General features: G+C 63.2%; 16 protein-coding genes and 1 tRNA gene. 7 read left to right on the forward strand and 10 right to left on the reverse strand.

The window, feature by feature from the left end:
- The first annotated feature begins 138 nt into the window (after positions 1-138).
- Complete coding sequence (locus ISG32_RS02780; RefSeq protein WP_194769470.1) at positions 139-831, forward strand: SDR family oxidoreductase; 693 nt, start codon at positions 139-141, stop codon at positions 829-831.
- 294 nt (positions 832-1,125) lie between these two features.
- Here the strand turns inward: ISG32_RS02780 and ISG32_RS02785 are convergent, their stop codons facing one another.
- Complete coding sequence (locus ISG32_RS02785; RefSeq protein ID WP_194769471.1) at positions 1,126-2,076, reverse strand: bifunctional enoyl-CoA hydratase/phosphate acetyltransferase; 951 nt, start codon at positions 2,074-2,076, stop codon at positions 1,126-1,128.
- 222 nt (positions 2,077-2,298) lie between these two features.
- Positions 2,299-4,116, reverse strand: a complete 1,818-nt coding sequence (gene xsc, locus ISG32_RS02790) for a sulfoacetaldehyde acetyltransferase (RefSeq protein WP_194769472.1) — start codon at positions 4,114-4,116, stop codon at positions 2,299-2,301.
- A 144-nt stretch (positions 4,117-4,260) separates the two neighbouring features.
- Here xsc and ISG32_RS02795 point away from each other — a divergent pair, with 144 nt between their 5' ends.
- Genes ISG32_RS02795 through ISG32_RS02805 form a run of 3 tightly spaced genes read left to right on the forward strand, consistent with a single transcriptional unit; the run spans position 4,261 to position 7,808 of the window.
- Positions 4,261-5,082, forward strand: coding sequence for an IclR family transcriptional regulator (locus tag ISG32_RS02795; protein WP_194769473.1), 822 nt, complete (start codon positions 4,261-4,263; stop codon positions 5,080-5,082).
- Positions 5,075-6,064, forward strand: a complete 990-nt coding sequence (locus tag ISG32_RS02800; protein WP_194769474.1) for an AAA family ATPase — start codon at positions 5,075-5,077, stop codon at positions 6,062-6,064. Before ISG32_RS02795 ends, ISG32_RS02800 begins: the two co-directional genes overlap by 8 nt.
- Before the next feature lies 1 nt (position 6,065).
- Positions 6,066-7,808, forward strand: a complete 1,743-nt coding sequence (locus ISG32_RS02805) for a cobaltochelatase CobT-related protein (protein WP_194769724.1) — start codon at positions 6,066-6,068, stop codon at positions 7,806-7,808.
- 718 nt (positions 7,809-8,526) lie between these two features.
- Here the strand turns inward: ISG32_RS02805 and ISG32_RS02810 are convergent.
- The 4 genes from ISG32_RS02810 to ISG32_RS02825 all read right to left on the reverse strand — a co-directional run bounded on the left by ISG32_RS02810 (position 8,527) and on the right by ISG32_RS02825 (position 13,316).
- Complete coding sequence (locus ISG32_RS02810; RefSeq protein WP_407645024.1) at positions 8,527-9,402, reverse strand: ABC transporter permease subunit; 876 nt, start codon at positions 9,400-9,402, stop codon at positions 8,527-8,529.
- A 10-nt stretch (positions 9,403-9,412) separates the two neighbouring features.
- A complete protein-coding gene (locus ISG32_RS02815; protein WP_194769476.1) occupies positions 9,413-10,201 on the reverse strand; it encodes a taurine ABC transporter ATP-binding protein in 789 nt (262 codons plus the stop codon).
- Positions 10,202-10,303: 102 nt separating this feature from the next.
- Positions 10,304-11,311 (reverse strand): taurine ABC transporter substrate-binding protein, encoded by a 1,008-nt coding sequence (gene tauA / locus ISG32_RS02820; protein ID WP_194769477.1) that lies wholly within the window; start codon positions 11,309-11,311, stop codon positions 10,304-10,306.
- Positions 11,312-11,894: 583 nt separating this feature from the next.
- Positions 11,895-13,316, reverse strand: coding sequence for an NAD(P)/FAD-dependent oxidoreductase (locus ISG32_RS02825; RefSeq protein ID WP_194769478.1), 1,422 nt, complete (start codon positions 13,314-13,316; stop codon positions 11,895-11,897).
- 477 nt (positions 13,317-13,793) lie between these two features.
- On the opposite strand from ISG32_RS02825, the gene ISG32_RS02830 reads away from it, so the two are divergent.
- On the forward strand, positions 13,794-14,195 hold the full coding sequence (locus tag ISG32_RS02830) for a nuclear transport factor 2 family protein (protein WP_194769479.1): 402 nt from the start codon (positions 13,794-13,796) through the stop codon (positions 14,193-14,195).
- Positions 14,196-14,465: 270 nt separating this feature from the next.
- Positions 14,466-15,905 (forward strand): amino acid permease, encoded by a 1,440-nt coding sequence (locus tag ISG32_RS02835; protein WP_228529541.1) that lies wholly within the window; start codon positions 14,466-14,468, stop codon positions 15,903-15,905.
- Positions 15,906-15,992: 87 nt separating this feature from the next.
- Here ISG32_RS02835 and pdxR read toward each other — a convergent pair whose 3' ends face one another.
- Complete coding sequence (gene pdxR / locus ISG32_RS02840; protein ID WP_194769480.1) at positions 15,993-17,537, reverse strand: MocR-like pyridoxine biosynthesis transcription factor PdxR; 1,545 nt, start codon at positions 17,535-17,537, stop codon at positions 15,993-15,995.
- A gap of 349 nt (positions 17,538-17,886) precedes the next feature.
- On the opposite strand from pdxR, the gene ISG32_RS02845 reads away from it, so the two are divergent.
- Positions 17,887-17,963, forward strand: a tRNA-Arg gene (locus ISG32_RS02845).
- Between the two features lie 254 nt (positions 17,964-18,217).
- Here ISG32_RS02845 and ISG32_RS02850 read toward each other — a convergent pair.
- The 3 genes from ISG32_RS02850 to ISG32_RS02860 all read right to left on the reverse strand — a co-directional run bounded on the left by ISG32_RS02850 (position 18,218) and on the right by ISG32_RS02860 (position 22,959).
- Positions 18,218-19,417 (reverse strand): acetate/propionate family kinase, encoded by a 1,200-nt coding sequence (locus tag ISG32_RS02850; RefSeq protein WP_194769481.1) that lies wholly within the window; start codon positions 19,415-19,417, stop codon positions 18,218-18,220.
- 6 nt (positions 19,418-19,423) lie between these two features.
- Positions 19,424-20,878 carry a bifunctional enoyl-CoA hydratase/phosphate acetyltransferase gene (locus tag ISG32_RS02855; RefSeq protein ID WP_194769482.1) on the reverse strand — a complete coding sequence of 485 codons (1,455 nt, stop codon included), beginning with the start codon at positions 20,876-20,878 and terminating at the stop codon, positions 19,424-19,426.
- 230 nt (positions 20,879-21,108) lie between these two features.
- A complete protein-coding gene (locus tag ISG32_RS02860; RefSeq protein WP_323745884.1) occupies positions 21,109-22,959 on the reverse strand; it encodes a PHA/PHB synthase family protein in 1,851 nt (616 codons plus the stop codon).
- Positions 22,960-23,174: the final 215 nt, after the last annotated feature.

The following is a 23,174-nucleotide window of genomic DNA, read 5'->3' on the forward strand; positions in this document are numbered from 1 at the left end:
TAGGGGTGCATCAGCATCCCGCCTGCATGCATGGGCATGCAGGGAATGCGCCCCTCTCGATGCCATGATGGGCGCATTCTCTCCACTGGTTGCGGGTCCGGTTCAGAATCCGCGCAAGCGAACAAAGGCATCTCCTTCATGAGCAACGAAATCAAAACCGCCATCATCACCGGCGCTGGCGGCGCGCTGGGCTTCGCCGTGGCCACGCACCTGCTGGAGCAGGGCTTCCAGGTTGTCGCGCTGGAGCGGCATGTGGAGCATCTGCAGACGCGCTTCGGCGATGCGCACGCGCGTCTCCTGGCCATCGCCTGCGACGTGACGGATGCAGCCAGCATCCGCGCCGCATGCGATCAGACACTGCAGCGCTTCGGCCGCATCGACGTGCTCTGCAACATCGCGGGCGGCTTCAGCATGGGATCGTCGATCGCGGGCGATGCGATCGAACAGTACGAGCACCTGATGGCTCTGAACGCAGGCGCGGTCTTCAAGACCATGCACAGCGTCGCCCCCACGATGGTCGCGCAGGGCGCGGGCAGCATCATCAACATCGGCGCCCAATCCGCGCTCACCGGCGGCGCGAACATGACGGCCTACTGCGCATCGAAAAGCGCCGTGATCCGCATGACCGAATCCTTCGCCGCCGAGTTCAAGGCGCAAGGGCTGCGCGTGAACTGTCTCCTGCCCCGCATCATCGACACGCCGCAAAACCGCAAGGACATGCCGGGCGCCGATTTCACGCAATGGACGTCACCAGAAAAAATCGCGCAGACCATCGGCTTCCTCGCATCGGAGCAATCAGCAGCCGTCAACGGCGCCAGCATTGCAGTTTGAAAAAGAACTGACCTGTACCCGCACCCGCCAGCCGGAGTGGGCCTGCGAAGCGCAGCGAGCGCCAGAACCGCCAGCACCAACGGCAAGACAGCCCCTCAGGCGCGACGCGAAGCCGCAGACAGTATGTTCATACGGCAAGGCTTCGCAACAAAGCATGAGGGGCTGTCTTGCCGCCTTGAAACGACCAACCCAACCAAAAAAAGAATAAAAAAATGCCGAAGCACTTTGCAGAGCTCCGGCACATACAAGACCCTTGCAGGTCGACTTCGAAAGCAACTTGAAATTCAGTATGGATCAGGCGGCGAGAACGGCCAGCGCACATGACGCGATCCGCGCTTCGACGGAGTCCGAACGGCTGGTCAGCACGATCGGCACGCGCATGCCGAGCACGAGGCCCGCGCATTCCGCGTCCGCCATGTAGACCAGCTGCTTGTAGATCATGTTGCCTGCCTCCAGGCTGGGCACCAGCAGCACGTCGGGATGGCCGGCCACGTCGGAAGTGATCCCCTTGTTCTGCGCCGAGCGCAGCGAGATCGCGTTGTCATACGCGAGCGGGCCGTCGACGATCCCGCCGGTGATCTGGCCGCGATCGGCCATCTTGGACAACGCCGCAGCGTCCACCGTGCCGGGAATGGCGGGGTTGACGGTTTCCACGGCCGAGAGCACGGCTACGCGCGGCGTCTGGATGCCGATGGCCTTGGCCAGATCGATGGCGTTCTGAGCGATGTCGCGCTTGGCCATCAGGTCGGGAAAAATGTTGACGACGCAGTCGGTCATGAGCAGCGGGCGCTCGTAGCCCGGCAGGTCCATCACGAACACGTGGCTCGCACGGCGACCGCCGCGCAGACCCGCTTCCTTGGCGACGGCCGCGCCCAGCAGTTCGTCGCTGTGCAGGCTGCCCTTCATCAGTGCCTTGGCGGCACCGTCACGGCACAGCGCGGCGGCCTGCGAGGCGGCGGCGCGTGGGTCGTCGGCGGTGGCGCGGATCTCGGCCTTGGAGAGGTCAAGGCCGGCCTGTGCGGCGGCGGCTTCGATGCGTTCCTTCGGACCCACGAGCAGGGGCTTGATCAGCCCGGCATCCGCGGCCTGCAGTGCGGCCTGCAGCGAACCCGCGTCACACGGATAGGCGACCGCCACCGGAATCGCGCCCTTGGCACGGGCCTTGTCGAGCAGTTGATCCAGGTGAGGACGGGGCTTGGGCGCGGTGTTGTCCACGGCCACGGTGAGGTTGGGGTTGGAAGCCACGGCGATGTCTCCAGTCCGTTGATTGATGGTTTGACCGATTGTTCTGTCGTTGATGTGCGGGCACTTGGCGGCGCGCTTGTGCAAACGCCGCTGTCACCCTCACCGCAACCCTCTCCCCGTTGGCGGAAGAGGGCTGCGGTGAGGGCACATCCCGGCAGGCCGGAATGTGCGCGTGTCACGGTGGCGTGAACCTGAATGCAGGCTCACGCGGTGACGTGGGACTTACACGAAGTCCTTGTACTTTTCCAGCAGGCGCACGGGCTTGGCCAGAGCGTCGCGGCGGAACGGGTCGCCCAGTTCCCGTGTGCACATGATTTCGATGACGCAGGTCTTGCCTTCGTTCATCTGCATGTCGATGGCCTTCTTCAGTGCAGGGCCGACGTCTTCCAGCTTGTCGACGACGATGCCTTCAGCGCCCATGGACTTGGCGATTTCGGACCAGCTTTCGCTTTCCAGTTCGCCTGCCACGAAGCGGCGGTTGTAGAAGTCCACCTGGTTCTTCTTCTCGGCACCCCATTGACGGTTGTGGAACACCACGGCGGTCACGGGAATGTTGTGACGCACGGCGGTCATCACTTCCATCATCGACATGCCCCATGCGCCGTCACCGGCGTAGGCGACAGCAGGACGGTCCATCGCAGCGCACTTGGCACCGATGATGGTGGGCAGGGCGTAGCCGCAGTTGCCGAACGACATCGGAGCGAAGAACGAACGTGGCTCGTCAAAGCGCAGGTAGCTGTTGGCGACGGAGTTGATGTTGCCGATGTCGGTGGAGACCATCACGCGGGCAGGCATCGCCTTTTCCAGTTCGCGCAGAACCTGACGTGGGTGCAGGTACTCGCCGCCGGTGGGCGTCTTTTCCTTCTTGGCTTCCTCGATCATGTCCAGGCTGTAGGCGTCGCGCTCGTGCGTCCAGCCGTCCAGTTCCTTTTCCCATGCAGCCTTTTCGCTGGCGACGGTGTCGGCGCGGGCGGCCTTGGTGGCGTCGCAGTCCAGCTTCACGTTGGCCAGGCGCTTGACCAGCTCTTCAGCGACAGCCTTGGCGTCGCCGTTGATGCCGACGGAGATCTTCTTGACCAGACCCAGGTTGGTGTGATCGGCTTCGACCTGAATGATCTTGGCAGTCTTGGGCCAGTAGTCCATGCCGTGCTGTGGCAGCGTGCCGAATGGGCCCATGCGGGAACCCAGAGCGATCACGACGTCGGCCTGAGCGATCAGCTTCATGGCGGCCTTGGAGCCTTGGTAGCCCAGAGGGCCGGCCCACAGGGGGTGCTTGGCAGGGAATGCGTCGTTGCGCAGGTAGCCGGTGGCAACCGGTGCGCCCAGACGCTCCGCCAGAGCTTGAGCAGCGGCAACGCCGTCAGCCATCACCACACCACCGCCAGCCAGGATGACTGGGAACTTGGCTGTCTTCAGCAGTTCAACGGCTTCGGACAGGCTCTTCTCGCCGCCGTGGCCGCGGTCAACGCGCATGGGCTTTGGAATCTCGCACTCGATCTCGCCGTAGAAGTAGTCGCGTGGGATGTTCAGCTGCGTCGGGCCCATTTCGGACATGGCGCGGTCGAAGCAACGGCCGGTGAATTCAGCCATGCGCTTTGGATTGCACACGTGGCCTTGGTACTTCGTGAATTCCTGGAACATCGGCAGCTGGTTGGCTTCCTGGAAGCCGCCCAGACCCATGCCCATCGTGCCGGTTTCAGGCGTCACGATCACGACGGGGCTGTGTGCCCAGTAAGCGGCGGCGATGCCGGTCACGCAGTTGGAGATGCCTGGGCCGTTCTGGCCGATCACCAGACCATGGCGGCCGGAGACGCGTGCATAGCCGTCAGCCATGTGGGCGGCGCCTTGCTCGTGCACCACGGGGATCAGACGGATGCCTGCAGGCGCGAAGATGTCCATGGCGTCCATGAAGGCAGAGCCCATGATGCCGAACATTTCGGTCACGCCGTTGGCGACGCAGGTTTCCACAAAGGCTTCGGACGGGGTCATCTTGGTGACGCCTTCAACCACCTTACGATTGTCAGCTTGGGCTTTAGTCATCTTTGTCTCCTTGAGGAAGATGGAAAAAACGGAACTTAAAGTTCCAGAAAAAGAAATTACGAACGCAAGTCTAAGGGATGTGTTCGCAAAAAAGCAAGAAATTTCTTTTTTCGGAATAAATTGACTCAAAAAACGGAACTCAATATGATCGATGGCGATATGAAGAACACCGACAACAGCACGACCAAACTGGATGGGGACACGCCCAACCTGCGTCTGTTTGCGCTTCTGGAGGTCATCGCGCAAAAGGACACGCCTTTCACGCTGCAGTCCATCGTGGAAGAAACCGGTCTGCCCAAGCCCTCCATGCACCGCATGCTCACGCAGCTTGAAACCGCGGGCATCCTGCAGCGCGAAGGCAATGGCCGCCACTACGCCACGGGCCGCCGCCTGATGCGCCTGGCAGAGAACGTCCTGCTCAACAACACCACGCATGGTGCGCGCCATGCGGTGCTCTCCAATCTGGTGAACGATCTGGGCGAGAGCTGCAACATCACCGCCTTCTCCGGCAGCGAGGTGCTGTATCTCGACCGCGTGGAAACGCCCGCGCCGCTGCGTTTCTATCTGCACCCCGGCTCACGCGTGCCCGCGCACTGCTCGGCCACCGGCAAGATGTTCCTCAGCCAGATGGCACCGGCCCAGCGCCGCCGCCTGCTGTCGGCAGCGCCGCTGGAGGGCTTCACCACCAATTCGCTGACCACGTTCGACGCGGTGGATGCCGAACTCGACAAGGTGCGTGAGCAGGGCTACGCGTTCGACAACGAAGAATTTCTGCCGGGCCTGCTGTGCCTTGGCGTGCTGGTGCCGTCGCACAGCGGCAACTCCAACATGGGGCTTGCGGTGCAGGCCCCGATCATGCGTTTCTCCAAAGAGAAGGCGCTCTCCTTTCTCCCCAAGTTGCAGGCCGCAGCGCAAGCGATCGCCCGCATCAACGACGATGTTCCACCTGGAGCAGATGATGACTGACCTGACCTCCCTCGAGCCCACTTCCACGATCAGCGTGCGCGAGGTGTTCGGCATCGACACCGACATGCGCGTGCCCGCTTTTGACGAGCGCACCGACCACGTGCCGCGCATCGACACGGCCTACCGCTTCAACCCGCAGGTGACGATGGCGATCCTCGCGGGCTTCGCGCACAACCGCCGCGTGGTCATCCAGGGCATGCACGGCACGGGCAAGTCCACGCACATCGAGCAGGTCGCCGCGCGCCTGAACTGGCCCTGCGTGCGCGTCAATCTCGACGGCCACATCAGCCGCCTTGATCTCGTCGGCAAGGACATCATCACGCTGCAGGACGGCAAGCAGGTCACGCAGTTCCAGGAAGGCATCCTGCCATGGTCGCTGCAGCGCCCGGTCGCCATCGTGTTTGATGAATACGACGCTGGTCGCCCCGACGTGATGTTCGTGATCCAGCGCGTGCTCGAGCGCGAGGGCAGCTTCACGCTGCTCGACCAGAAGCGCGTGATCCAGCCGCACGCCTTCTTCCGCCTGTTCGCGACGATGAACACGCTCGGCCAGGGCAATCTCTCGGGCCTCTATCACGGCACGCAGATGCTCAACCACGCCCAGCTCGACCGCTGGAATCTGGTGACCACGCTGAACTACCTGCAGCCCGCCGAAGAGGCCGCCATCGTGCTCGCACGCGTTCCAGAGATGGACACGCCGCAGGGCCGCCATCAGATCGACGCGATGGTGGCGCTCGCCAACCTCACGCGCAAGGGCTTCGCCGTGGGCGATCTGTCGCTTTTGATGTCGCCGCGCACGGTCATCACCTGGGCCGAGAACACGCAGATCTTCCACGACGTGAAGCTCGCGTTCGAACTCACCTTCCTCAACAAGTGCGAGCCGGCGGAGCGCACCATCGTCGCCGAATACTTTCAGCGCTGCTTCGGCCAGGAGCTGAACGCACGCACCGACGACCCAGCCCTGCAGGTGCACATTGGCTGAGATGGGGCAGGAGCTGATCGGCGATACGTCGTTGCCCGAAGCTCCCAAGGCGCCCGTCAATCCCCACGATCCGACGCTTGCTGAAATGGAAGCCTGGGGCGGTGCGCTGCTGCGCGCCATCACCGGTGACGCCTCGCTGCAATGGAGCGGCCAGACGCTGTATGCCGGCACCACGCCGCAGGCGCTGCCCGCCGCGCACCATGCCGAGGTTCCCGCCGTGCTCGCCGACCAGCGCGGCCTGCTCGACAGCGTGGGCCTGCGCCTGTCGCTCAGCGACGCGCAGCTGCACCGCACGCATTTGCCCTCTGATCCCATCGAGCGGCTGATCTTCGAGCTGCTCGAGCAATTGCGCGTGGAAAGCCTCGTGCCCGTCACCTGGCCCGGCGCGCGCGAGAACATGCGCCAGCGCTTTCTGCACTGGGCGCAGTCGTTCATGGATTCGGGACTCACCGAAAGCGATCTCGGCATCCTGCTGTTCGCCGTCGCGCTGGTGTCGTGGAGCCGATTGACCGATCAGGAAATGCCCGACCGCATGTCCGACGCCATCGAAGCCACGCGCATGGGCATGTCGCCGCATCTCGGCCGCTACTGGGTGCAGCTGCGCCGCCACCGCGAAGACCAGACCGCCTTCAGCGAACCCGCGCTCGCCGTGGCCCGCTGGGTGGGCGAGGCCGTGCGCGCCGCACAGGAGGAGGCGCCACGCGGCAACGGCAATCCCAAGCGCCGCAGCAGCTTCGCGCTGCCGCTGCATTTTGAATCGCAGAACCTCGATGAGCTTCCGCTCGCCCAGACCGGCGACAGCCGCGCCTGGGCCAGCTCGTCGCAGACTTACCGCGTCTTCACTCGGAAGTACGACCGTGAAGAGCCCGCGACCGAACTGATCCGCCACGCCCAGCTCGTCGAATTCCGCGAGCAGATGGACGACGAAATCTCCCGCTCCGGTCTGCACGTCGGACGCATCGCGCGCTACTTTCAGCAGCGCCTCGCGACCCATCAGCGCGACGGCTGGAACTTCGGTCTGGAAGAAGGGCATCTCGATGCGGGACGGCTGTCGCAACTCGTGAGCGATCCGCAACTGCGCGAGATCTTCAAGGACGAAATGCAGCGCCCGATCAACGAGACGGCGGTCACGTTTCTGCTCGACTGCTCGGGATCGATGAAAAGCTATTCCAAGCCCATGTCCATCCTCGTCGACGTGCTGGGGCGCGCCTTGGACATGGCGGGCGCGCGCGTGGAAGTGCTGGGCTTTTCCACCAACGCCTGGAACGGCGGCCGCGTGCGCCGCGACTGGCAAAAGGCGGGGCAGCCGCAGTTCCCCGGCCGTCTCAACGAGCGCCTGCACATCATCTTCAAAGATGCCGGAAAACGCTGGCGCCACGGCCGTCAGGGCATAGCGGCCCTGCGCAGGCCCGACATTTTTCGTGAAGGCATAGACGGTGAAGGCGTCGACTGGGCCTGCCAGCGCCTGCTCGCGCAGCCCGCCCGCCGCCGCATCCTGATGGTGATCTCCGACGGCTGCCCCATGGACACCGCCACGCACCAGGTGAACGACGAGCACTACCTCGACCAGCATCTCCGCCAGGTGCTTGCCGCGCGGGAACGGGCGGGGGACGTGAAGGTCTGCGCTTTGGGCGTGGGGCTGGATCTGGGGGTGTTTTATCGGCAGCGGCTGGCGGTGGATCTGCACCAGCATGTGGATGAGGCTTTGTTGCTTGGCGTTGCTGAGTTGCTGTGTCGCAGGTGATTTTTTTGTTGGCTTTTTTGAGGGCGGAGGCCGGGAGTTCCGCCCGGCGGCGGAGTCACTTTTTGCTTGCGCGCAAAAAGTAACCCAAAACGCGCTTTTGAATACCCGCGGCAGAACTCGCTTTGCGCTGCGCGCGCCGCTCGGGCAACCGCCGCGAGTCAGTGTTTAACCAAGAGGAATATTCGGCACGTCGCTTCGCTTGTGTCGAAACATCTCGCGACTTCGCGAGATGTTGGGGCGCCAGTGCTGCTCGATTTTTTCATTTGCTCGCTGGGCCGACCTCGTTCAAAAGAGCATTGGGCATTTGCAGCTAAACCCAACTTTGCAAACGCCCCCGGCACGAGCGAAGCAAAGTGCCGCAACACCTCTTCCAAACTGATTTCCGGCGGTTGTCCGAGCGGAGTGACGAAGGAACGCAGCGAGTTCCGCCGGAGGTATTGAAAGCGCGTTTTTGATTACTTTTTGCGCGCAAGCAAAAAGTGATTGCCCCGCCGGGGGCAGTCCCGGCCTCCGTAAGCAATCCCACAACAAACTAAAAAAGCAAAAAAAACGGGCGGCCAAATCAAGGCCGCCCGAATCACTGTCCGCAAGGAGACGGGTGTGCTGTACCCCCGCCATCACCTGCTCAAAAGGTGCCCCCGTCAACGGCCGTTCACAACAAAGATGAAGGCCCAAGAGTAGAAGAGGAGGGCACCGACTCCTCACCCCACAGGTTGGATTACATGCGTCCCTTCCATGGAACCAGACGCTTCTCCACCCACCGCATGAAAAGGTCGAATATATACGCCACCACGCCGATCACGATGATGCCCATGATGACGATGTCGGTACGCAGGAAGTTCGATGCGTTCAGCACCATCTGGCCCAGACCGACGTTGGCGGCCACCATTTCGGCGGCGACCAGTGTCGTCCAGCCGAAGCCGATGGCGATGCGCATGCCCACCAGGATGTCGGGCAGCGCGGCGGGGATGATGACGTAGCGGATCACCTGCCAGTAGCTCGCACCCATGGAGTAGGCGGCGTTGATCTGTTCCTGCGCAGCGCTGCGCATGCCCGAGCGGGCGGCGAGTGCCAGAGGCGCGAAGCAGCTCAGGAAGATCAGCAGGATCTTGGGCGTTTCATCGATGCCGAACCAGATGATGATCAGCGGCAGGTAGGCCAGTGGTGGCAGTGGGCGGTAGAACTCGATCGGTGGATCGAAGATGCCGCGTGCCACGCGGGACATGCCCATCGCGATGCCCAGCGGCACGGCGACGATGAAGGCCAGCCAGAACGCTACGGTCACGCGCAGCAGACTGGCGGAAAAGTGCTGCCACAGCGGCTTGTCGTTGGCCTGGCCGGTAAGGTACTCGTAGAACTGCTGAAAGACCGCTTGCGGGCTTGGCAGGAAGAGCGGCTTGACCCAGCCGAGGTTGGTGGCGGCGAACCACAGCGCGAGCAGCACGATCACGGTGACGATGCTGATGCCGACGCTCGAGCCTTCGCCCGGTGTCTTGAAACGGCTGGTCTTCACGGGCCCCGGTGGTTGGGATGGGGGCGTTTTCTGAGGGGCCACGCGTGTGGCCTTGGGTGTGCTGGTAGGGACATTGGTCATGGTGGCGGCATCAGACATGATCTGTCTCCCGGTGGTGAATCAGGCTCAGAACTTCTTCTCGCATCTTGATGAAATCAGGGCGCGACTTGACTGCGCGGGCGTCGCCGGTGCGCAGGAACTCGTGGCAGAAAGGCATGTCGTCATAGACATGCGAGATGCGTCCGGGGCTGGGACTCATGACGATCAGGCGGCTTGCCAGAAACAGCGCTTCTTCGACCGAGTGGGTGATGAAGAACACCATCTTGTTGGTGGCCTTCCAGACCTTGAGCAGAATCTCCTGCACCTGCTCGCGCGTGAATGCGTCGAGCGCGCCCATGGGTTCGTCCATGAGCAGCAGGGCGGGGTCATTGGCCAGCGCACGGGCAATGCCCACGCGCTGCTGCATGCCGCCCGAGAGTTCATAGACCGCGCGCTTGGTGTAGTTCTGCAGGCCCACCAGACCGAGCTTTTCCTCGGCGATCTGGGTACGGGTCTTGAGATCGACGCCGCGCATGCGCAGGCCCAGCGCAACGTTGTCGACCACGTTGAGCCACGGCATCAGCGCGTGCTTTTGAAACACCACGCCTTGATTGGCGCCGGGGCCGTCAATGGGTTTGCCGTCCAGCAGGATCTCGCCGCTCGAGGGCGCAAGAAAGCCAGCCATGCAGTTGAGCAATGTAGTTTTACCGCAGCCCGATGCTCCCAGCGCGACGACGAAATCCCCGTCGTGCATGGTCAGGTTGACGGGCGCGAGGGCTTGCAGATGGCCGCCCTTGACCTCGTAGTTGACGGTCAGTTCGCGTATGTCCAGAGTTGGCATGACACCGCTCTCCAAAAAGAAAATGACGTAAGTGAATGGTCCATGGCGGCTCCGTCTCCCGTTGGAGCAGGAGATCGGAGCGGCCGTTCGTGATGCCGGGGCTTACTTGCCCAGCGCCTTCTTCACATACGCGTCGGTGACGAACGCGGAGTAGTCGGGTTTGACTTCCTGGATGCGACCCTGGGACTTCAGGAACGTCGCGGTGTTGCTCATGGCCTTGGCCGCGCCGCCGCCCAGCCACTGGGCGGTGAGCTGGTCTTCGGCGCTTGGGAACTTGTAGAGCGACATGGCGGCTGGCACGTCCTTCGGATCGGCCTTGCACCACTTGGCGATGGCCTTCACCTCGTTCGACTCGGGCGTCCACTTGGCGAGGTTGTCACGCACCTGGGAGCTTGCGCGGTTCAGGGCCTTCACGAAGGCGACCATGAATTCCGGATTTTCCTGCGCGAACTTCGAGGTCACGACAATGCCTTCGAACGTCGGGAAGCCCATTTGAGCGATGGAGCCGGAAGTGGCCAGCACCTTGCCTTTTTGCTTGACCTTGGCGAGCACCGGATCCCACACGAATGTGCCGTCGATGTCACCACGTTCCCACGCGGCGGCGATTTCCGGTGGGCGCATGTTCATGATGTTGACCTTGCGCGCGTCCACGCCTTCCTTGCCCAGCGCAGCGATGAGCTGGTAGTGCGCGGTGGAGACGAACGGCACGCCGATGCGCTTGCCTTCCATGCTCTTGAAGCTGGTCACGCCGCTGCCGTCGCGTGCAACCAGCGCTTCGGCGCTGGCGATGTCGGCGGAGACCCAGAACAGCTTGATGTCCTGACCCTGGCTGGCCGCCGCGGTGAGCGGGCTCGAGCCCAGCTCGCCCATCTGCACGTCGCCCGAGGCCATGGCGCGGATCACGTCGCCACCGCCCGAGAACATGCGCCAGTTGATCTTGTAGCCGGTCTCCTTCTCGATCTCACCGGACTCCATGACCAGACGCAGCGGAACCAGCATGTCCTGGTTCGCGAACGTCACTGTCTTCTGCTGGGCGCACACGGCGCCCGTGATCGCCAGCGCTGCCGCTGCGATGCCTGCCTTCAGCACAAACCGTTTTTGCATTGTCATTTTGCTTGTCTCCATTGTTTTAGAACGAAATCGGTTGAACTACGAAACCAGAAAAACACTTCCCTGATGACACTCCTTGTGTATGCGTCGATGACCCCTTTTCTGGTTCGAATCCGAAAGCCCGTGCCCGTGTTTTCGTGAGCCTTCCAGTTGCACTGTAGTGAGCAACCGTGTGCAGGATGTAGGGCCAGTTGCGGTCTATCGTTAGGTCCAGTGGGGTGCGCAGGCGCGATTTGTTGAACAAATGCCGCCATGTTGCAGTGCGTGCAAGTGGGGTGCGCAGCCTGCAAAGCCTTGTGCGGCGCGTGCATTGCGATGCTACGCTGGCTTGCGGCGAATGCGCGCCCAAGCGAATTGGGAGATGGATAGGTGATTTCACTGATCTGCTCGCAAGAGTTGAACAAGAGGCTCTTTGCACGGTTTTGAGGTGGCCGTGCGGGAGTGCTTGTTGCATTGCAATATGTATGCCAGTGAAATCACTCAAGTTGTTGAAAACAAAAGAAAAAAGGAGGCTCCTCCCTTGCGGGATGAGCCTCCGGAAGTCGCAGCGGGAGCTACGTTTACGATCTTGGAGGGAGGTGGATCAGCCTTGCTCGTCCTGGTGGTGATACCAGTGATAGAGGAAGCGCTGGCCCATGCGTCGGAATGGTGCGAACGCTTCGGAGCGCACCGTGTTGAACACGTTCGGGTACTCGAGCGGCGAGTTGTAGATGGGCAGCTCGAACGCCTTCAGGTGCTGGCCTGCGATGCGCTGCGCCATCCGGCGGCCGGCATGCGCGGAGAACGACACGCCGTTGCCGCCGTAGCCCACCGCGTAGAAAATGGTTTCCTTGGGGTCGGGCTGCGTGATGCGCGGCATCATGTCGTGGCTCACGTCCACCCAGCCCCACCACGAGTAATCGATCTTGATGCCCTTGAGCGCGGGGAACTTGTGGTGCAGGCCATCGACCAGCTTGGCCATGTGCACGGGGTTTGGAGCGTCCGCGCCGGTGATGGAGCTGCGGCTGCCGATCTGCACGCGGTTGTCGGGCAGGCGGCGGTAGTAAAAGCGCAGCGTGCGCGTGTCGGTGATGACCTGGGTGGTCTTGAAGTTCGTCGCTTCGAGTTCCTCGGGCGTCAGCGGGCGCGTGACCAGCGAGTTCGAGAGGATCGGCATGATCTTGTTGCGCAGCTGCGGGTGCAGCTTGTTGCTGGTGTAGCCGCCGGTCGCGAAACCGACCGACTTGGCCTTGACGACGCCGCCCGGTGTGCGCAGATAGTGCACGCCATTCTTGGTTTCCACGTCAAGCACGGGGCTTGCGGGGTGAATCTTCACTCCGAGCGAGCGTGCCTTGCGCAGGTAGGCGAAGGCGAGCTTGAGCGGGTGCACGCCGATGCCATCGGGCTCGTGCATCGCGCCGAAGCTGTCGGCATCGTTCACCCAGTCGCGCTGCACTTCTTCCTTGCTGAGCATCTTCGCGTCGTAGCCGAACACGTCGCGCATCAGCTTGGTTTCGCTGCGCAGGAAGTCCATCTTCTTTTCGCGGTGGGCGATGTAGAGGTGGCCGCCTGGCTGCGGTTCGCATTCTGGGAATTCCGCGACCAGGTCCTTGAAGGTCTGAAAGCCTTCGCGGATTTCGGCGTCGAGCTTGAGTGCGGTTTCCTTGCCCCAGCGCTCGACCCAGCCCGAGCGGTACAGGCGACCGCTGGCGTTCTGGCCCTGACCGCCGTTGCGGCTGGTGCAGCCCCAGGCGCTCTGGTTGGCTTCGAGGACGATGGCCTTGATGCCGTGTTCACGGGCGAGGAAGAGGGCGGTGGCGAGGCCGGTGAAGCCCGAGCCGACGATGACCACGTCCGCTTCGATGTCGCCGGAGATCGGGCCGTCATCTTCGGGTGGAACGCCTGCCGTGCCCACCCAGTAAGTGGGTGCATACCCCGTGCCCTGGCCCGGATTGGGCATGACGAGCGGGTCGTACTGTGGGTCGTAGGGGCGCATGTAGCTGGGGCGCACGTCCTCTGCCTTCATTGTGGGTCTCCTTTTTTCGCCGCAGCGGTTAGGTCCGGCTGGCGGCATCGATGTCCAATAGCTCTGAAATCCGGGGGGGCGCGGAGCGTCCGACCTCAGAGCGTGTTGACGATCTCCACACGGTCCTGCAGGTGCGGCCCCGGGCGGTCTGCCGCGTTGCAAACCGCAGCAATGGCACGAGCCGCATTCAGCAAGCCTCGCGATGAGATCGTCAACACGCTCTAAGGAAAAGAACGCACTTTGACAGTGGGGTCAGCATAGCCAGCAGCCCGTCGCGCAGTTAGCGCCAGAGAAGAAGTTTCCATAGGTCCAGATATGACGGTTTTTTTTCGGGACAATCGCTGGACTTAACGATAGGTCGGCGCTGGTTCTACGAAAGCCTTGCGGGCTTGCCTAATATCCGCTCCATCGTTTCGTTTGCCGCGCGCCGCTGGTGTTGCGCATGGCAGCAAGTTTTTTGAAGGACAAGGAGACAGCATGAGCAACAGCGCCAACCAACCCGATGCGCAATTTCTGGCACGTTTTGCCGACGCATGGAACAAGCACGACATCGACGCGCTGATGAGCTTCATGGCGGACGACTGCGTTTTCCACGCGGTCGCGGGCCCCGATGAACTGGGCAAGAGCTTTGTGGGCCGCGAGCAGGTCCGCGAAGGCTTCATGGCCGCCTGGGGCGCGTTCCCCGACGCCGCATGGCTGGATGGCGATCACTGGGTGAACGGCGACCGCGGTGTCTCCGAGAGCACATTCAAGGGCACCGCCGCCGACGGCTCGCGCGTGGAAGCGCGCATGGTCGACATCTTCACGTTCAAGGACGGCAAGATCGCCGTGAAGAACGCCTTCCGCAAGAACCGCCCGGCACTCGCCAAGGCCGCCTGATCCACTCAGGCACATCACACTCGCCGCAAGGCAAACGTCAGCGCCCGGCAACGGGCAGCAGGCAACAGGCACTACAAACCGGACGCCACGTCGCCACGCTCCAAGAGCGTGGCGCGTCCGGCTGTGCCCGCCGCTGACTTCTCCACTCGCAACGGATAACCGGACGCAGATACCGGAACCGGCCACGCTGTGCGCTCGATGCCCGAGATCCGGGCAAGGCATTGCACTGCAAGGGCAGAGTCAGGACATCCGAAAACAAGGAGACATTTCATGCATAACCCCCAAACCGCAGCGTCGGGGCTTTCGACCGGGCTCAAAGAACGCCACATGACCATGATCGCCCTCGGTGGCGTGATTGGCGCGGGTCTGTTCATCGGCTCCGGCGTCGTCATCAAGCAGGCAGGCCCGGCGGCCGTCATTTCCTTTCTGATCACGGGCCTCCTGGTCGTGCTGGTCATGCGCATGCTCGGGGAGCTGGCCTGTGCCATGCCCGGCGGCGGCTCGTTCTACGAATACTCGCGTGAGGCTTTCTCCGACCGTCCCGGTCTCTCGCGCCTTGCCGGCTTTCTGACCGGCTGGATGTACTGGTACTTCTGGGTGATCGTGGTGGCGCTCGAAGCCGTAGCGGGCGCCGATCTGCTGCGCTACTGGCTGCCCGACGTGCCCGGCTGGATCATCAGCCTCGTGCTGCTCGTGATGCTCACGCTGACCAATCTGGTGTCGGTGAAGTCGTTCGGTGAATTCGAGTTCTGGTTCTCGTCGATCAAGGTTGCGGCCATCGTCGTGTTCCTGTTCGTCGCCGGTGTGCACGTGCTCGGCTGGACGCCCGGCGCGCACGGCCTGCAGATCGCCAACCTCACGCAGCACGGCGGCTTCGCGCCCAACGGCTGGGTGCCGGTGCTGACCGGCGCGGTCGCCGCGACGGGCTTTTATTTCGGTGCTGAGATCGTGACGATCGCCGCCGCCGAAACCGCTGAACCACAGAAGGCCGTCGCCAAGGCCACCAACTCGGTGATCACCCGTGTGCTGGTGTTCTACGTGGGCTCCATCCTGCTCGTCGCCTGCCTGGTGCCATGGAACAGCAAGGAGATCGCCACGCCTTACGTGAGCGCACTCAACGCCATGGGCGTGCCCGCTGCCGCCCAGATCATGAACGCCATCGTGCTGACCGCCGTGCTCTCCGCATTGAACTCGGGTCTGTACGCCTCGTCCCGCATGTTGTTCGCGCTGACCAAGCGCGGCGATGCACCCAAGGCGCTGGCCAAGGTCAGCAAGAACGGCGTGCCGGTGCGCGCCATCCTGTTCGCCACGCTGTTCGGCTACGGCGCCATCGTGATGTCCTACGTCTCGCCCGACACGGTGTTCGCGTTCCTCGTGAACTCCTACGGCACCGTGGCGATCTTCGTCTACATCCTGATCGCCATCTCGCAATTGCGTCTGCGCAAGCGTCTCGAACGCGAAGCTCCGCATCTGCTCAAGGTGCGCATGTGGTGCTTCCCGTACCTCACCTGGCTCGCCATTGCAGGCATGACGGCCATCGTCGTCGCCATGGGCTTCATTCCCGAGCAGCGCACCCCGCTGGCCCTGGGCGTGGTGAGCTTGGGCATCCTGCTGATCGCCTACTTCATCCGCCATCTGGTGAACGGCGGCAAGGCACCGGAAGAGCGCGAGCCTACCAACTTCAAACGGGTCAAGCTCAAGAAGACCTGAGCAGGCAAGGGTGGGTAGAAGAACAAAAGCACCGCGGCGCGAGAGCGCTGGCGGTGCTTTTTCATTTGGTCGCTCAAAGCGACCTGATCAGACCGATTTCATTGCGGCGGCCAGCGCCTGTATGCCTTGGGGGATTTTGGGGGCGGGTATGGACTGGTATCCGAGCCGGATGAAATTCCCGGGAGCCACCGGCGACTTGAAGAAGATATCCCCTGGCTCGATCAGCACCCCGTGCTCCGCCGCGCTGCGCGCGAGCGCCATGGCGGACACATGGTCCGGCAACTGCACCCAGCATGAACCACCGCCACGCACCGGGGTGATGTGACATTCGGGCAGGTGAGTTTCCATCGCGGTGATCAGAGCGGCGTGCCGTTCCTTCTGCGCCTGCGCGAGGCGGCGCAGCTGTGCCTCGTAGTGGCCGAGGGAGATGAACATCGCGAGCGTGCGCTGCACGAACGTGGTGGGGTGGCGGATCATCAGGCGGCGCAGGGCGCGCAGTTCCTGCAGCAGCTCGGGCGCGGCGACGATGTAGCCGATGCGCAGGCCCGGGGCAAGGCTCTTGGAGAGGCTGCCCACGTAGATCACCCGGTTGCTGCGGTCCAGGCTCTTGAGAGCCGGGACGGGCTGGTCGTCGAAGCTGCTTTCGCTTTCGTAGTCGTCCTCGATGAGGATGATGTCTTCTTCCTGCGCCATGTTGAGCAGCGCGTGGCGGCGCTCGAGCGGCATGGTCACGCCGGTGGGGCACTGGTGGCTGGGGGTGACGTAGAGATAGTCGAGGTCACGCAGATCGCTGGACAGCGGCAGGCCGTCTCCGTCGACCTGCATGTACTTGAGCTGCGAGGTGCGGCTGGTGAAGATGTTGCGTGCGTCGGGGTAACCGGGGTCTTCCATGCCGACGTGCGAGTCGTCGCGCAGCAGCAGGTCGCCCACCATGTAGAGCGCATGCTGAGCGCCGACGGTGATGATGATTTCCTCGGGCGAGGCCCAGACGCCGCGGCGCGGCAGCACCTTGGTCTGGATCTGGTGGATCAGGCTGTCGTCGTCGCGCGTGATGTAGTCGGGTGCCCACTGCTGAATGTCGAGCACGCTCAGCGCCTTGAGGCAGCACTCGCGCCATGCGGCGGTGGGGAACAGGTCCTTGTCGAACTGGCCGTAGAGAAACGGATAGGGGAAATCCTGCCAGTTCTGTTCTTTGACGATGCTGCGCTGCTGGCTCGGGCGCAGCCACAGGCGCTGGTTCCAGTCGGTGGGATGGATGGCCGTGGCGTCGGTGGTGGGTTCGGCCGCCGCTGCCGCGGCGGCGGTGGCCGTCTGCAGCTTGCGGCCCTGGAGCACGTCGGGGTGGATGAAGTGGCCCTTGCGCTGACGGCTGAGCAGGAAGGCCTCTTCGGTCAGCTGCTGGAACGCCAGCACGACGGTGATGCGGCCCACGCTCAAGTGGCGCGCAAGTTCGCGGCTGGAGGGCACGGCATCGCCGGGCGTCAGCACGCCGGTGAGAATGGCATCGACAAACATCTCGCGGATCTGGCCCTGCAGGCTCAGGCCGGGTTTGGCGCTGCGGTGGAACAATTGCTCCCACATCGCGCCCGAGGGCGTCGTTGCATGGGCAGGTGTTCGGGAATCCGTCGTCATTTCTTGGTTCTACTTTGCACTCACACGTGGAAGGCCGCGTGACCCGGCCGCTCCACCATCTTGTCCTGTCGTCCTTGGCTGCAGCGTCCGGACCGGTTGTCGGTGGGGCCACAGGTTTGCACTGCCGATCCGCGCTTCGAGCCCAGTCCAATGGACGTCGCTCTGAATTTCAATGACTGTCGGCGAGCGAAAGCATCATTGACGAATTGAATGCGCGGGGCAAGCAGATTTGTAATTTGACACGCTTGGAGCCCGGTCTGCGGGCTCAGGGGGCATTTGTGAAGTTTTTTTCGAAAAATGGTCAGATTTGATTTCGGGTCAAAAAACTCCGCTATAATTCAATGCTTCAGCGGCTGTAGCTCAGCTGGATAGAGTACTTGGCTACGAACCAAGGGGTCGTGGGTTCGATTCCTGCCAGCCGCACCAAACGTGAAGCCTCAAAGCAGAAATGCTTTGAGGCTTTTTCGTTTTCGTCGTTTGCTTTTGACCATTGCTCCGTCTCTCCGTTGGTCGTGTGGAGTTGACGACATAGGCCTTCTGCTTTGTTGCCAAGCCTTGCCGTACCAACGTACCGTCTGCGGCTTGGTGTCGTGCCTGAGAGCCTGTCCCGTCATTCGGACCATGAGTCCAAGCGGCGCGTTGACCGCTCGCTCCCTTCATCTTCTTTCGTTCTTTCAGTCCTAGACGATGCGCAGCAGGGCTGCGGCGTCTCGTGCGGCTACGCGGCCTTCATCGGTGGGGATGACCCAGACTTCCACCGTGCTGTCTTCCGCATGGATGGCGGTTGGCCGTTTGCCCTTTGCTTCGCGGTTGCGCTGTTCGTCGATGCGCACGCCGAGCCAGGCGAGGTGCCTGCAGGCGGCCTCGCGCAGTGCCGGGTCGTTTTCGCCGATGCCGCCACTGAAGGCGAGCAGGTCGAGGCCTTCGAGGCAGGCGACGAGCGCGCCGGTTTCCCGCACCACGCTGTGGGTGAATTGGGCGATGGCTCGTCTGGCGCGTTCGTCGCCGTCGGCGCTGGCGGCGCGCAGCGTGCGCATGTCGGCGGAGATGCCCGAGACGCCAAGCAGGCCGCTTTCCTTGTACAGCAGGCTCTCGATGCGCGCGTGCTCCCAGCCTTGCTCCATGAGATAGAGCAGCACACCGGGGTCGATGCTGCCGCAGCGCGAGCCCATCATCAGACCGTCGAGCGCGGAAAAGCCCATGGTGGTGGCGATGCTGGTGCCGTTCAAGGTCGCGCAGAGGCTCGCGCCGCTGCCGAGGTGGGCCATGACCACGCGCTGGTTGGCGCGCGCGCTGCGCTCCTTGAGGACCGACTGAAGGTATTGGTACGAGAGCCCGTGAAAGCCGTAGCGACGCACGCTCTGCGCGCTCAGCTCCTGAGGCAGGGCGAAGGCGCAGTTGAGTTCGGGCATGTGCGCGTGGAAGGCGGTGTCGAAGCACGCGACCTGCGGCACGAGCGCGAACGCTTCGCGGAAGCGGCGTATGCCTTCGAGGTTGTGCGGCTGGTGCAGTGGCGCGAGCGAGTTGAACTGCGCCAGCTGCGCGAGCACTTCGTCGTCGATCAGCACGCTGCTTTTGTAGATGCCGCCACCATGCACCACGCGATGCGCGATGGCCTGGATTTCGGGCAGGCCTTCGAGCTTGGGAACGAGCGCGCGCAGTTCGTCGAGTGAGGCCTTGAAGGCGGTGCTGCCGGGCGGAACGGCCAGCGCGCCCTTGAACTTTTCGTCGCGATATGTCCAGCCGAATTCAGGCGTGCCACCGGGCTGCAGACCCTGCACCGAGCCGGCCAGAATTTCAGGCAGCACCTGGCCGTCGAGCACCGGGTGCAGCGAGAACTTGAGCGAGGAGGAGCCCGCGTTGATTGCAAGAATCGCCATGCTGCGTCAGCCCTTCGGTGTTTGCGTTGGTGTATTCGGCATGTTGGAAGACGCCAGTTTGCTGCGTGCGTCGTGCGCCATCATCAGGCCGAGCAGGGCCGAGGCGGCGCGTGCGCGCGGGCCGTCGGCGCGGCTGGTGAGCGCGATCGGAACGCGCGCGCCGAGCACGATGCCCGAGCCCGAAGCGCCGGCCAGATATTCAAGCTGCTTGGCGAGCATGTTGCCGCTTTCAAGATCGGGCACGAGCAGGATGTCGGCCTGTCCGGCGATCTTCGATTGAATGCCCTTGATGCGCGCGGCCTCGGCCGAGATGGCGTTGTCGAAGGCCAGCGGGCCATCGAGTTCGCCGCCCTGGATCTGTCCGCGCTCGGCCATCTTGCACAGCGCCGCAGCGTCGAGCGTGGCGGGCATGTTCTCGGCCACGGTCTCCACGGCCGCGACGATGGCGACCTTGGGCGTGGCCACGCCCATCACCTGCACGAAGCGGATGGCGTTCTGCACGATGTCGACCTTCTCTGCGAGCGTGGGCTGGATGTTGATGGCCGCATCGGTGATGAAGAGAGGTTTGCTGTAGGCGGGCACGTCGAAGCGGAACACATGCGAGAGGCGGCGGCCGGTGCGCAGCTCGGGCTTGGCGAGCACGGCCTTGAGCAGTTCGTCGGTGTGCAGGCTGCCCTTCATGAGCATCTCGACCTCGCGGCGCGCGGCCATGTCTGCGGCCAGCGCCGCTGCGGCGTGGCTGTGCTCGGTGCCGTGGATTTCCACTCCGTCGAGCGCGACACCTGCCTCGGCGGCCACCTGCCGGATGCGGGCCTCGGGGCCGATCAGCACGGGAACAATGAGGCCGAGACGTGCCGCATCGAGCGCGCCGCGCAGCGAACCCGCATCGCAGGGATGAACGACGGCGCAGCGCACGGCGGCCAAATCCTTTCCGAGCGCCAGCAGTTGGTGATGGCGTGCCTCGGGGTCGTAGAGCGCGATGAGCGGCGCGTTGATGCGCTGCACGCGCAGCTTCTCGGTGGGAGCGAGCAGCTTGGCGCGGCCCTTGAGGACGATCTCGCCGGACTGGTTGCTGACCTCGCAATCCATGATCACGCGATGGCGTGCCTCGTCTTTTTCCGCGACGGTGGCGCTCACGGTGAGCGTGTCGCCGACATGCACGGGATGGGTGAACTGCAGTTCCTGGGACAGATAGATGGTGCCGGGGCCGGGGAATCGGGTGCCGAAGAGCGCGGAGATCAGCGCGCCGCTCCACATGCCGTGGGCCACGACCTGATGGAAGGCCGTTCCCTGCGCGAACGAGGGGTTCATGTGCGCGGGATTGATGTCGCCCGAGACGGCTGCGAAGGCTTCAATGTCGCGTTGCGAGAGCGTTCGGACCAAGCTGGCCTTCTGACCTACCTTCAACTCGTCAAACGTGACGTTTTCCAGCCATTCTTCGTTCTGTGTTTCCGGGTTCATGTGATCTGGGTTACGAAGCCTTATCGGCTTCGATGGGTGGGTCGTTTGGGGGCGCCAATACAGCCCCTCATGCGTCGTTGCTCACGCTTGCCGTACCTGAGTACTGTCTGCGCGCGAGACGCCTGGCCTGAGGGGCTGTCTTGGCGTTGGGGTGAACAGGTCGAGGCCCGCTGCGCTGCTTGGGCCTGTGGTGGGAAGAGGATACCTGTTTGATTTGACGGGGCGATTTTTCAGTCTGCGTAGCGGACCCTGACGTAGTCGCCGGGGGCGTCGCACAACTGGTGCTCCGGTTTGATTTTCTTGGGTGCCTTGGGCTCGCCGGAGTGCTGCTGGAGCCAGGCGTGCATCGCTTCCCACCACGAGCCCTGGGTGACGGGCGTGCGCATGGCCCAGTCGTCGGGGGCGGTCCAGCTTTGGTGGCGTTCTCTGGGTTCGGTGCTGATCTGGTAGCTGCGGCGGGGGCGGCCGGGTTCGCTCACGATGCCTGCGTTGTGGCCGCCCGCCGCGAGCACGAAGGTGACGGGCGTGCTGGTCTGCAGATGGATGCCGTAGACCGAGCGCCATGGGGCGACGTGATCGCGCTTGGTGGCGACGACGAACAGCGGCACGTTGATGTCCATGAGCGCGACGGCCGATCCGGCGAAATGGTATTTGCCGCAGGCAAGCGCGTTGTCCAGGAACATCGCGCTGAGGTATTCGGCGTGCATGTCGGCGGGCAGGCGGGTCTGGTCAGCGTTCCAGCTCATGAGGTCGAAGCTTGCCTCGGCCTCGCCGAGCAGGTAGCGGCGCATGTTGCGCGACCAGACCAGATCGCGCGAAGAGAGAAACTGGAACGAGCCGCCCATGTCCTTGCCGGACATGTAGCCCTTCGCATTCATCTTCTGGCGCAGCGTGGCGAGCTGGTCTTCGTCGATGAACACGCCCAGTTCACCGGGCTCGCTGAAATCGGTCTGCGCGGCCAGCAGCGTGCAGGAGGCGAGCTGTGGCAGATGGTCTGGAATGAGGCGTTCCTGTTTGGCGTTGAACGCGGGCGCATGGCCCTCGGCTTTTTGGCGCTCGATGCGCCCGAGCGTGGCCGCGACGATGGAGAGAAACGTGCCGCCAAGGCAGTAGCCCATCGCGTGAATGCGCCTGGCGTCGCCGACTTCGCCCACGGCCTGCATGGCCGCGAGCACGCCGGTGCTGAGGTAGTCCTCGATGGCGAGATGGCGGTCCGATGCATTGGGGTTGCGCCACGAGATCATGTAGACCTGATGGCCCTGCTCGAGCAGGTACTTGACCATCGAGTTGTGCGGCGACAGATCGAGGATGTAGTACTTCATGATGCACGAGGGCACGATGAGCACCGGCTCGGGATGCACCTTGGCCGTCAGCGGCGCGTAGTGGATCAGCTCGATCAGGTGATTGCGGAAGACCACCTTTCCGGGCGTGACGGCGACGTCCTGGCCGACGACGAACTCCAGCGGTTTGAGCGTGTCCTGCGCGGGCTCGGTGCTCAATGCCTTGCCGGCCTCCATGGCGTCTTCCATCAGATATTGCCAGCCCTGCATCAGGCTCTTGCCATGGGTCTCCTTGAGGCGCGAGAGCACCTCCGGATTGGTGGCGATCCAGTTCGATGGCGCGAGCGCATCCAGCCACTGGCGCGCGAAGAAATCAACCATCCGCGCATGATGGCGGTTCATTCCATCGACCTGCACGGCGTCCTGCCACCAGGACTCCACGGCGGTGAAGTGGTCCTTGAGCATGCGATACGGCCAGTGCGACCATTCGGGCGCGCGAAAGCGCGAATCGGTTTCGTGCACGCTTTCGTCGACCACTTCGCTTTCGTTCTTGAGGCCGGCGATGGCGCGTTGACCGGCGAGCCGCATCGCGTAGTGCGCGAGCTCCTTTTGCTTGCCCGGCGCGGCGGCGATGTGCAGCGCCCAGTCGGCCCCCGCCAGTGCGAGGGCGATGGGCGAGAGACCCATCGCCGAGCGGCTCATGTGGCCACGGACACGGTCATCCCAGTTTTGTGCGCCGAAGGCTCGTCGCAGGTTTTCAAATGATGCCCACGGATCGTTTCCCGGCATGTCCCATTGCATATCGAACTCCCACCCCAACACAGGTTGTCAACAGATGTCTCTGACCATTGTCTGGGAATGTGCCGGGCAAGGTCCGGGTAAATCCTTGGAGCATGATGGAAGTCAATTCTTGCACTCGCAGCACTTGCCAAGCGCTGGCTTGTCGGGGTGGTCCAGGCGGTAGTTGCGAGAAGTTGAAGGCCGATGATTGGAACTGGCGCGAGAATCGCCGCGCT

This window comes from Diaphorobacter caeni (genome assembly GCF_015354245.1).
GTDB lineage: Bacteria > Pseudomonadota > Gammaproteobacteria > Burkholderiales > Burkholderiaceae_C > Diaphorobacter_A > Diaphorobacter_A caeni.

What these genes read in the sequence shown, in the direction of transcription:
- ISG32_RS02780 (WP_194769470.1), top strand. Translation starts at nt 139, where the DNA reads ATGAGCAACGAAATCAAAACCGCCATCATCACCGGCGCTGGCGGCGCG.
- xsc (WP_194769472.1), bottom strand. Translation starts at nt 4,116, where the DNA reads ATGACTAAAGCCCAAGCTGACAATCGTAAGGTGGTTGAAGGCGTCACC.
- ISG32_RS02795 (WP_194769473.1), top strand. Translation starts at nt 4,261, where the DNA reads ATGATCGATGGCGATATGAAGAACACCGACAACAGCACGACCAAACTG.
- ISG32_RS02800 (WP_194769474.1), top strand. Translation starts at nt 5,075, where the DNA reads ATGACTGACCTGACCTCCCTCGAGCCCACTTCCACGATCAGCGTGCGC.
- ISG32_RS02805 (WP_194769724.1), top strand. Translation starts at nt 6,066, where the DNA reads ATGGGGCAGGAGCTGATCGGCGATACGTCGTTGCCCGAAGCTCCCAAG.
- ISG32_RS02810 (WP_407645024.1), bottom strand. Translation starts at nt 9,402, where the DNA reads ATGACCAATGTCCCTACCAGCACACCCAAGGCCACACGCGTGGCCCCT.
- ISG32_RS02815 (WP_194769476.1), bottom strand. Translation starts at nt 10,201, where the DNA reads ATGCCAACTCTGGACATACGCGAACTGACCGTCAACTACGAGGTCAAG.
- tauA (WP_194769477.1), bottom strand. Translation starts at nt 11,311, where the DNA reads ATGACAATGCAAAAACGGTTTGTGCTGAAGGCAGGCATCGCAGCGGCA.
- ISG32_RS02825 (WP_194769478.1), bottom strand. Translation starts at nt 13,316, where the DNA reads ATGAAGGCAGAGGACGTGCGCCCCAGCTACATGCGCCCCTACGACCCA.
- ISG32_RS02830 (WP_194769479.1), top strand. Translation starts at nt 13,794, where the DNA reads ATGAGCAACAGCGCCAACCAACCCGATGCGCAATTTCTGGCACGTTTT.
- ISG32_RS02835 (WP_228529541.1), top strand. Translation starts at nt 14,466, where the DNA reads ATGCATAACCCCCAAACCGCAGCGTCGGGGCTTTCGACCGGGCTCAAA.
- pdxR (WP_194769480.1), bottom strand. Translation starts at nt 17,537, where the DNA reads ATGACGACGGATTCCCGAACACCTGCCCATGCAACGACGCCCTCGGGC.
- ISG32_RS02850 (WP_194769481.1), bottom strand. Translation starts at nt 19,417, where the DNA reads ATGGCGATTCTTGCAATCAACGCGGGCTCCTCCTCGCTCAAGTTCTCG.
- ISG32_RS02855 (WP_194769482.1), bottom strand. Translation starts at nt 20,878, where the DNA reads ATGAACCCGGAAACACAGAACGAAGAATGGCTGGAAAACGTCACGTTT.
- ISG32_RS02860 (WP_323745884.1), bottom strand. Translation starts at nt 22,959, where the DNA reads ATGCAATGGGACATGCCGGGAAACGATCCGTGGGCATCATTTGAAAAC.